This window comes from Bradyrhizobium sp. WSM4872, from assembly GCF_055811715.1.
In genome coordinates, this window is record NZ_JBVVPT010000038.1 from 50,985 (window position 1) to 60,520 (window position 9,536).

General features: G+C 63.4%; 2 protein-coding genes. Both read right to left on the reverse strand.

What is annotated here, in order from left to right; all coding sequences use genetic code 11:
* Positions 1–18 precede the first annotated feature (18 nt).
* Complete coding sequence (locus AC0L3C_RS32695; protein ID WP_473410029.1) at positions 19–1,791, reverse strand: type I secretion system permease/ATPase; 1,773 nt, start codon at positions 1,789–1,791, stop codon at positions 19–21.
* A 77-nt stretch (positions 1,792–1,868) separates the two neighbouring features.
* Positions 1,869–9,488, reverse strand: coding sequence for an Ig-like domain-containing protein (locus AC0L3C_RS32700; RefSeq protein ID WP_473410030.1), 7,620 nt, complete (start codon positions 9,486–9,488; stop codon positions 1,869–1,871).
* Between the last annotated feature and the right edge of the window lie 48 nt (positions 9,489–9,536).

Here is a 9,536-nt window from a genome sequence, read left to right on the forward strand (position 1 = left end):
CAGACGGCTCTGGTTCATTTACGAAGCTAGGCTTCTTGCTGCGGCAGCCGGAACAACCACCGGCTTCGTCAGGCGCGCGATAATCTCGGCGCGGGGACCGAACAATTCCACGGCACCGTCTCGGATCATGATAATCTTATCGACCACCCCAAGCGTACTTGGTCGATGGGATATGATGACGACGGTGGTCCCGGCCTGCTTCAACTGCGTGAGGCACTCTGTCAGAGCGGAATCGCCATCGACGTCGAGGTTCGATGCAGGCTCATCGAGCACAACAAGACGCGGGCTTCCATAGACCGCGCGCGCTAGGCCGATTCGCTGGCGATAGCCGCCGGAAAGGACGGCGCCTCCCTCACCGACTTGCGTGCTATATCCGTCCGGAAGGCGCAAGATCATCTCGTGAACGCCGGCGAGTTTTGCAGCCTCGATCACACTCGCGTCGTTACTTTTATTGAACCGACCGATATTTGCTGCGACGGTATCGGCGAACAATTCGACGTCCTGCGGCAGATACCCGACATACCGGCCGAATGAGCTTCGCGGCCAGGTCGACACGTCGGCGCTATCGAGGCGAACTGAGCCGGAGGACGGCGCCAGCACGCCGACAATCTGGCGCGCAAGCGTCGATTTTCCGGCACCCGAAGGACCTACAACGCCGAGTAGTTCGCCTGCCGGAACATTGAAGCTTATGTTGCACAGGATCCGTCGCGTGCTTGCCTGGACTGCATAGCTCACATTCTCGACGGACAATTCACCAGCGGGTTTCGGCAACGAAAGTCGCGGTTCGCCCTCCGGGATCGCCTTGAGAAGCGCGTCGACACGTCTGGAGGAATTGAGCGCAGATGCGACACTCCGCCAAGCACCCACAATCTGCTCGACCGGCTGCATTGCGCGACCAAGAAGGATCGAGGCCGCAAACATGGCGCCAACCGTTGTAGCACGTTCGATCACGAGATAGGCGCCAAGCCCAAGAATGACGGATTGAACGGACAGTCGGAGGAACCGGGTTAGGCTCGACATCGCCGCGGCGCGATCGCTTGCGACAACCTGGCGATCCAGCGCCAGACTGCGATCACGCCCCCACCTGTGGAGCAGGCCATCAAGCATTCCCATCGCCTGTATGGCCTCCGAGTTGCGAAGGCTCATGTCCGTGAAGCTGTAGCTTCTGGCCCCGGCTTCGTTGGCTTCCGCGAGCGGCGCGCGTACCCAGCGTTCATTCACGAGCGCGAGAAGCAGCAACGCTGCGGCTGAGGCAAGCGCAAATGCTCCCAACACCGGATGCAGGGCGAATATCACGGCAATATAGATCGGTGCCCAAGGGAGGTCGAAGATGGCATGAATTCCGGCGCCAGTGACGCACTGACGGAAATTGTCGAAATCGCGAAGATACTGGCTCTTTGGGGCCCCCGTCTTCAGCGACGCATCGACGATGGCGGAGATCACGCGTCCTGACATCTGCTGGTCAAGCCGGACAGACGCGCGCGCGAGAATCCGCGCCCGGACCATATCGAGGGCGGCGAGCGCGGCGAAGGCAGTCAACAACAAGACCGTAAGCATCACCAGCGTGATTATGCTCGCGCTCGAAACAACGCGATCATAGACCTGGAGCATGTAAAGCGGTCCGGCGAGATACAGCAGGTTGATTGCAAGGCTGAAGATTAAGGCTGTGGTGAAATAGCCCCTGCATGAATAGAGCAGATCCCGCAGTTCATTCTTGTGGCGACGGATCCTCAGCTCTGTTCGCGTTGGCTGATTGGCGATTTGCCTCTTATTGGAGAGCCCCAGCTTCATCTCGTTACTCCCCCACACTGCGATCCAGTCAGCCCGCTGCCGCCAATCGAATACATGCACATCGGCTCCGGCCCGATTCAGACTATGAAATCCGTTGTATGCAGTAACGGCGCACCAACCAGCTTGATGACAGCGTCGGTTCCGGCCTTATACCCGGCCGTATTGTCGTTGATGATCACATAGGTGCCCGCGTCACTACCGCTGGCGATGGTGACTTCAGCGGCACCATTCGCCTTTAGGTTCGCGTTGGTGAGAATGCTCGCGAGATCCGTCGCGAGGTCGCCGGTGATGCCGGCGGTCTTTGTCAAACCAGTCGTGAGGCCGTTGAGCACATGCCCAATCTGCAACTTGTCGACGCCTGTCGTGAAGTCGTTGATGGTGTCGAACGCAGCTACGCGCGAGTTTGCCAACGCGGTGTAGATAAATGTATCGCTTCCGTTGCCACCGGTGAGCGAGTCAGCCCCGCCGGCACCATTGATCTTGTCGTTTCCGTCGCCACCGATGAGCTGGTTGGCCGCCGAATTTCCGACCAGGGTATCGTTGCCACTACCTCCCGTGAGGTACTCAACGCCGGAGATCCAGCTGAATCCCGTCCCAATCTCGTTGGCCAAATTGACCGTGATGTCCGACGTTGTGCCGGCGTAGCTCAACATGTCGTTGGTACTGCCGAGAAGGTTCAACTCCACCTTCTCCACATTGGTTACCGTTCCCCCGGCAAGTCCTGTGATGGCTGAGCCAGTTACCACGACGTTGATGACATCGCTGCCTGACGTTCCGTTAATTTCCAGCGTATCGGTGCCGGCGCCGCCGTCGATGGTATCCACCCCATCGCCGACCTTGTAGATGATCAAATCGTTCCCCTCGCCGCCGACGATCACGTCGTTTCCGCCACCGCCGGTGATGGTGTCGTTGCCGGCGCCGCCGTCCAGGACGTTGACTTGAGTGTCTCCGGTAAGTTCATCCTTTCCCGACCCGCCGGTAACGTTCTCGACGCCTGCGATCGAGCTGAACCCTGTCGCATTCAACTGCAACAGGTTGACGGTCAGGCTGGATGTCGTGCCATCGTAGCTCAGCGTGTCTGCATTGCCTGCCCCAAGGTCGAGATACACGCGTTCGATGCCGGCGAGTGTGCCTCCCTCGAGCCTTGCCAGCGTGCTGCCGGAGGCGACAACACGGATGGCGTCGTTCCCGGCAGTTCCCGTGATGTAGAGGCTATCGGTGCCTGCGCCGCCGTCCATGGTGTCGGCTCCGTCGCCGACTTTGTACATGAACGCATCGTTTCCGGCTCCACCCTGGAGAATGTCGTTGCCGCCATTGCCAGTCAGGGTATCGTTTCCGCCGAGACCGCTCAATGTGTCGGCGAAAGGCGTGCCAGTCATGATATCGGGGCCGGATGTGCCCGTCTGATTGATGCCGCCCGAGTTGGTCGCCAGGCTTGCGGTGTCATCGACACCGGTAGCGCTGTTGCCGGCAAGATCCGTCAATGCGATCGACGCAGTTACGGTCCCGTCACTCAGCGCTGTCAGGTCGATAATATGCGGGCCATTGCCCAGCGCGTTTACCGTGACGGAGCCTCCGCCGCTACTCGTGAAGGTGACGCTCGCGGTCGCATCAGAGTCGACACCCGCAATCGTGTAGGCGACTGCACTCTTTCCGGCGGCATTGATTGTGGCCGGCGTGATGTCAATCGCGGCAGTCGGCGCGGAGTCAGCCGTGGTGTCAAGAGTAAAGTTGAAGCTTGTTGTCGCGGTATTCCCGGCGGTATCGGTGTCGGTCACCACCACGGTGTGCGTCCCGTTCGCGGCCGGAGCGACGTAGCTCGCCGAGGCCATGCCGCCGTCAATCGTATACATACGGGAGACGTCGGCCGCGGCTGCGCTCACAGTAAGACCGGCATTGCTGGTGACGTGGTCACTGTTTGAACTGCCGGTGTCGATAGTCAGCGCCAGGGCTGGGGTGGCAATAATGGTGTCCAGCGTGAAGCTGAGGCTGGCGGTTGCGATATTGCCGGCGGTGTCGGTGTCGGTCACCACCACAGTGTGGGCACCGCTTGCAGCCGGGACGACGTAGCTCGCCGAGGCCGTGCCGCCGTCAATCGCGTACATACGGACGACGTCGGCCGCGGCTGCGCTCACTGCCAGGCCGGCATTGCTCGTGATGTGGTCGCTGTTCGAGCTGCCGGTGTCGTTGGCAAGCGCCACCGTCGGGACGGCGATGGTCTTGTCCAGCGTGAAGCTGACGCTGGCCGTCGCGGTGCCTCCAGCCGTATTGGTGTCAGTCACCACCACGGTGTGGGCGCCGTCGGCGGTCGGCGCGACGTAGCTAGCCGAGCCAATCCCGCCGTCGATCGAGTAGGTCCGGGTCACGTCGGCTGCTGCCGCGCTTACCGAAAGCGACGCGTCCTTGGTGATGTGGTCGCTATTCGAGCTGCCGGTGTCGTTAGTCAACGCCACCGTTGGGGTCGCAATAGCATCCTGCAGCGTAAAGCTGATGCTGGCGCTGGCAATGTTGCCGGCGGTATCGGTGTCGGTCACCAGAACAGTGTGGGCACCATTGGCGCTCGGAGCAACATAGCTTGCCGAGCCCGTCCCGCCGTCGATCGAATAGGTCCTGGTAACGTCCGCAGCAGCCGTACTCACCGTAAGCGAAGCGTCGCTGGTGATCCCATCGCTGTTCGAGCTGCCGGTGTCGTGAGTCAGTGTCACCGTCGGAGTATCGATGCTGTTATCCAGCGTGAAGTCGATACTGGAGGTCGCAATATTGCCGGCGATATCGGTGTCGGTCACCACCACGGTGTGGGCGCCGTCTGCGATCGGGGCGGCGTAGCTTGCCGAGGCCGCACCGTCGACCGTGTAGACACGGGTGACGTCGGACGCAGGCGAGCTGACCGAGAGACCACCACTCTTGGTGATGTGGTCGCTACCGGAGGCACCGGTGTCATCGGTCAGCGCGACCGTCGGAGTCGCTATGGTGCCATCGAGAGTGAAGCTGATGCTGGCGGTCGCGGTATTGCCGGCGATATCGGTGTCGGTCACCACCACGGTGTGGGCGCCGTCGGCGGTCGGGGCGGCGTAGCTTGCCGAGGCCGCACCGTCGACCGTGTAGACGCGCGTGATGTCGACGGCGGCCGCACTGACCGTAAGCGCGGCATTGCTCGTAATGCCGTCACTGTTTGAGCCGCCGGTATCGCTGGTCAACACTACCGTCGGGGTATCGATGCTGTTGTCCAGTGTGAAGTCGATACTGGCTGTCGCAATATTGCCGGCGATATCGGTGTCGGTCACAACCACGGTGTGGACGCCGTCCGCGGTCGGCGCGACATAACTCGACGAAGCCGTACCGTCGACCGTGTAAACGCGGGTGACGTCAGCCGTGGCCGCGCTCACCGTCAGGGTGGCGTCCTTGGTGATGTGGTCGCCGCCCGAGCTGCCGGTGTCGATGGTCAGCGCCACTGTCGGGGTATCGACGCTATTATCCAGCGTGAAGTCGATGCTGGCGGTCGCGATATTGCCGGCGGTGTCGGTGTCGGTCACCACCACGGTGTGTGCGCCGTCCGCGGTTGGCGCGACATAGCTCGCCGACGCCGTGCCGCCGTCGATGGCGTACATACGAGCGACGTCAGCCGCTGCCGCACTCACCGCCAGGCCGGCATTGCTGGTGATGTAGTCGGTTCCCGAGCTGCCGGTGTCGCTGGCAAGCGCCACCGTCGGGGCATCGATGCTGTTGTCCAGCGTGAAGCTGATACTCGCAGTGGCGCTGCTGCCAGCCGTATTGATGTCAGTCACCACCACGGTGTGGGCACCATCGGCGGTCGGCGCGACGTAGCTTGCCGAGACAGTCCCGCCGTCGATCGAGTAGGTACGGGTAACGTCCGCCGCAGCCGCGCTCACCGCCAGAGTGGCGTCCTTGGTGATGTGGTCGCTGCCTGAGGTACCGGTGTCATTCGCGAGGGCCACGGTCGGCGTAACGATAGCATTCTGCAGCGTAAAGCTGGTGCTGGCACTCGCAATATTGCCGGCGGCATCGGTGTCGGTCACCAGCACGGTGTGAGTGCCGTCCGCCGTCGGAGCAATATAGTCGGCCGAGGCGGTCCCGCCGTCGATCGTGTAGGTCCTGGTAACGTGCGCCGGAGCCGCGCTCACCGTGAGCGAAGCGTCGCTCGTGATCCCGTCGCTGTTGGAGCTGCCGGTGTCGTTGGTCAGCACCACCGTCGGGGTATCAATGCTGTTATCCAGGGTGAAGTCGATGCTGGCGGTCGCAACATTGCCCGCGGTATCGGTGTCGGTCACCACCACGGTGTGGGCACCGTCTGCCGTCGGAGCGGTATAAGCCGTAGCGGCCGTGCCGCCGTCGACCGAATAGGTCCGGGTGACATCGGCTGCGGCGAGGCTGACGCTTAAGGCCGCGTCCTTGGTAATGCCATCGCTACCGGAGCTGCCGGTGTCGTTGCCGAGTGCCACCGTCGGGGTGGCGATCGTGTTGTCCAGCGTGAAGTCGATGCTGGCGGTCGCAATATTGCCGGCGGTATCGGTGTCGGTCACCACCACGGTGTGGGCACCGTCCGAGGTGGGGGCGACGTAGCTCGCCGAGGCCGCACCGTCGACCGTGTACACGCGCGTGACGTCGGCCGCAGTCGCGCTCACCGTGAGCGCGCCGCTCTTGGTAATGCCATCGCTGTTCGAGCCGCCGGTGTCGCTGGTCAGCACTACCGTCGGGGTATCGATGCTGCTGTCCAGGGTGAAGTCGATGCTGGCAGTCGCAACATTGCCCGCGGTATCGGTGTCGGTCACCACCACGGTGTGGGCGCCGTCCGCCGTCGGGGCGACATAGCCTGCCGAGGCCGCACCGTCGACTGTGTAGACGCGTGTGACGTCGCCCGCAGCCGCGCTCACCGTGAGCCCACCACTCTTGGTGATGTGATCGCTGCCCGAGCTGCCGGTGTCGCCGGTTAACACCACCGTCGGGATATCGATGCTGTTGTCCAGCGTGAAACTGGTGCTGGCAGTCGCGATATTGCCGGCGGTATCGGTGTCGGTCACCACCACGGTGTGAGCACCGTCCGCGATCGGGGCGACAAAGCTTGCCGACTCCGCACCGTCGACCGTGTACACGCGCGTGACATCGGCCGCGGCTGCGCTCACCGTCAGCGCAGCATTGCTGGTGATGCCGTCACTGTTTGAGCTGCCGGTATCGCTGGCGAGCGCCACCGTCGGGGTATCGATGCTGTTGTCCAGCGTGAAGCTGATGCTAGCGGTCGCGGTGCCTCCAGCCGTATTGGTATCGGTCACCACAACGGTGTGAATGCCGTCCGCGGTCGGGGCGACGTAGCTTGCCGACTCTGCGCCGTCGACCGTGTAGACGCGCGTGACGTCGGCCGCGGCCGCGCTCACCGTCAGGGTGGCGTCCTTGGTGATGAGGTCGCTACCGGAGGTACCGGTGTCATCGGTCAGCACGACCGTCGGCGTGGCAACAGAATTCTGTAGCGCGAAACTGACGCTCGCGGTCGCAATATTGCCGGCGGCGTCGGCGTCGGTCACCACCACGGTGTGGGCGCCGTCCGCCGTCGGGGCGACATAGCTTGCCGAATCCGCGCCGTCGACCGTGTACACGCGTGTGACGTCCACCGCGGCCGCACTCACGGTCAGCGCAGCATTGCTGGTGATGCCATCGCTGTTCGAGCTGCCGGTGTCGTTGGTCAGCACCACTGTCGGAGTATCGATGCTGTTGTCCAGCGTGAAGTCTATGCTGGCAATCGCAACATTGCCGGCGGTGTCGGTGTCGGTCACCACCACGGTGTGGGCGCCGTCCGCCGTCGGGGCGACATAGCCTGCCGAGGCCGCACCGTCGACTGTGTAGACGCGTGTGACGTCGGCCGCAGCTGCGCTCACCGTAAGCGCACCGCTCTTGGTGATGTGATCGCTGCCCGAGCCGCCGGTGTCGCTGGTTAACACTACCGTCGGTGTATCGATGCTGTTGTCCAGGGTGAAGTCGATGCTGGCGGTCGCAATATTGCCGGCGGTGTCGGTGTCGGTCACCACCACGGTGTGGGCGCCGTCGGCGGTTGGCGCGACATAGCTTGCCGAATCCGCACCGTCGACCGTGTACACGCGCGTGACGTCGGCCGCAGCCGCGCTCACTGCCAGGCCGGCGTTGCTCGTGATGTGATCGCTGCCCGAGCTGCCGGTGTCGCTGGCAAGAACCACCGTCGGGGTATCGATGCTGTTGTCCAGCGTGAAGTCTATGCTGGCAATCGCAACATTGCCGGCGGTATCGGTGTCGGTCACCACCACGGTGTGGGCGCCGTCGGTCGTCGGGGCAACATAGCTTGCCGAATCCGTGCCATCGACCGTGTAGACGCGTGTGACGTCGGCCGCGACCGCGCTCACCGTCAGCGCAGCATTGCTGGTGATGCCGTCACTGTTTGAGCTGCCGGTATCGCTGGCGAGCGCCACCGTCGGGGCTTCGATGCTGTTGTCGAGCGTGAAGTCGATGCTGGTGGTCGCGACATTGCCCGCGGTATCGGTGTCGGTCACCACCACGGTGTGGGCGCCGTCCGCCGTCGGAGCGACGTAGCTTGCCGAATCTGCACCGTCGACCGTGTACACGCGCGTGACATCGGCCGCGGCTGCGCTCACTGCCAGGCCGGCGTTGCTCGTGATGTGATCGCTGCCCGAGCTGCCGGTGTCGCTGGCGAGCACCACCGTCGGGGCTTCGATGCTGTTGTCCAGCGTGAAGCTGATGTTGGCGTTGGCCGCGACGCCAGCCGTATTGGTGTCAGTCACCACCACGGTGTGAATACCGTCCGCGGTCGGGGCGACGTAGCTTGCCGACTCCGCACCGTCGACCGTGTAGACGCGCGTGACGTCGGCCGCGGCCGCGCTCACCGTCAGGGTGGCGTCCTTGGTGATGTGGTCGCTACCGGAGGTACCGGTGTCATCGGTCAGCACGACCGTCGGCGTGGCAACAGAATTCTGCAGCGTGAAACTGACGCTCGCGGTTGCAATATTGCCGGCGGTGTCGGTGTCGGTCACCACCACGGTGTGGGCACCGTCCGCGATCGGGGCGACGTAGCTCGCCGAGGCCGCGCCGTCGACTGTGTAAACGCGCGTCACGTCGGCCGCAGCCGCGCTCACTGTCAGCGCAGCATTGCTGGTGATGCCATCGCTGTTCGCGCTGCCGGTGTCGTTGGTCAGCACCACTGTCGGGGTATCGATGCTGTTGTCGAGCGTGAAGTCGATGCTGGCAATCGCAATATTGCCGGCGGTATCGGTGTCGGCCACCACCACGGTGTGGGCGCCGTCCGCCGTCGGGGCGACATAGCCTGCCGAGGCCGCACCGTCGACTGTGTAGACGCGTGTGACGTCGGCCGCAGCCGCGCTCACTGTCAGCGCAGGATTGCTGGTGATGCCATCGCTGTTCGAGCTGCCGGTATCGCTGGCGAGCGCCACCGTCGGGGCTTCGATGCTGTTGTCGAGCGTGAAGTCGATGCTGGTGGTCGCGACATTGCCCGCGGTGTCGGTGTCGGTCACCACCACAGTGTGGGTGCCGTCGGCGGTCGGGGCAGCATAGCTCGCCGAATCCGCACCGTCGACCGTGTACACGCGCCTGACGTCAGCTGCAGCCGCGCTCACCGTGAGCGCGCCGCTCTTGGTGATGCCGTCACTGTTTGAGCTGCCAGTGTCGCTGGCGAGCGCCACCGTCGGGGTTTCGATGCTGTTGTCCAGCGTGAAGTCGATACTGGCGGT

Excerpts from the sequence above, each read along its gene's own strand:
- AC0L3C_RS32695 (WP_473410029.1), bottom strand. The coding sequence starts at position 1,791 with ATGAAGCTGGGGCTCTCCAATAAGAGGCAAATCGCCAATCAGCCAACG.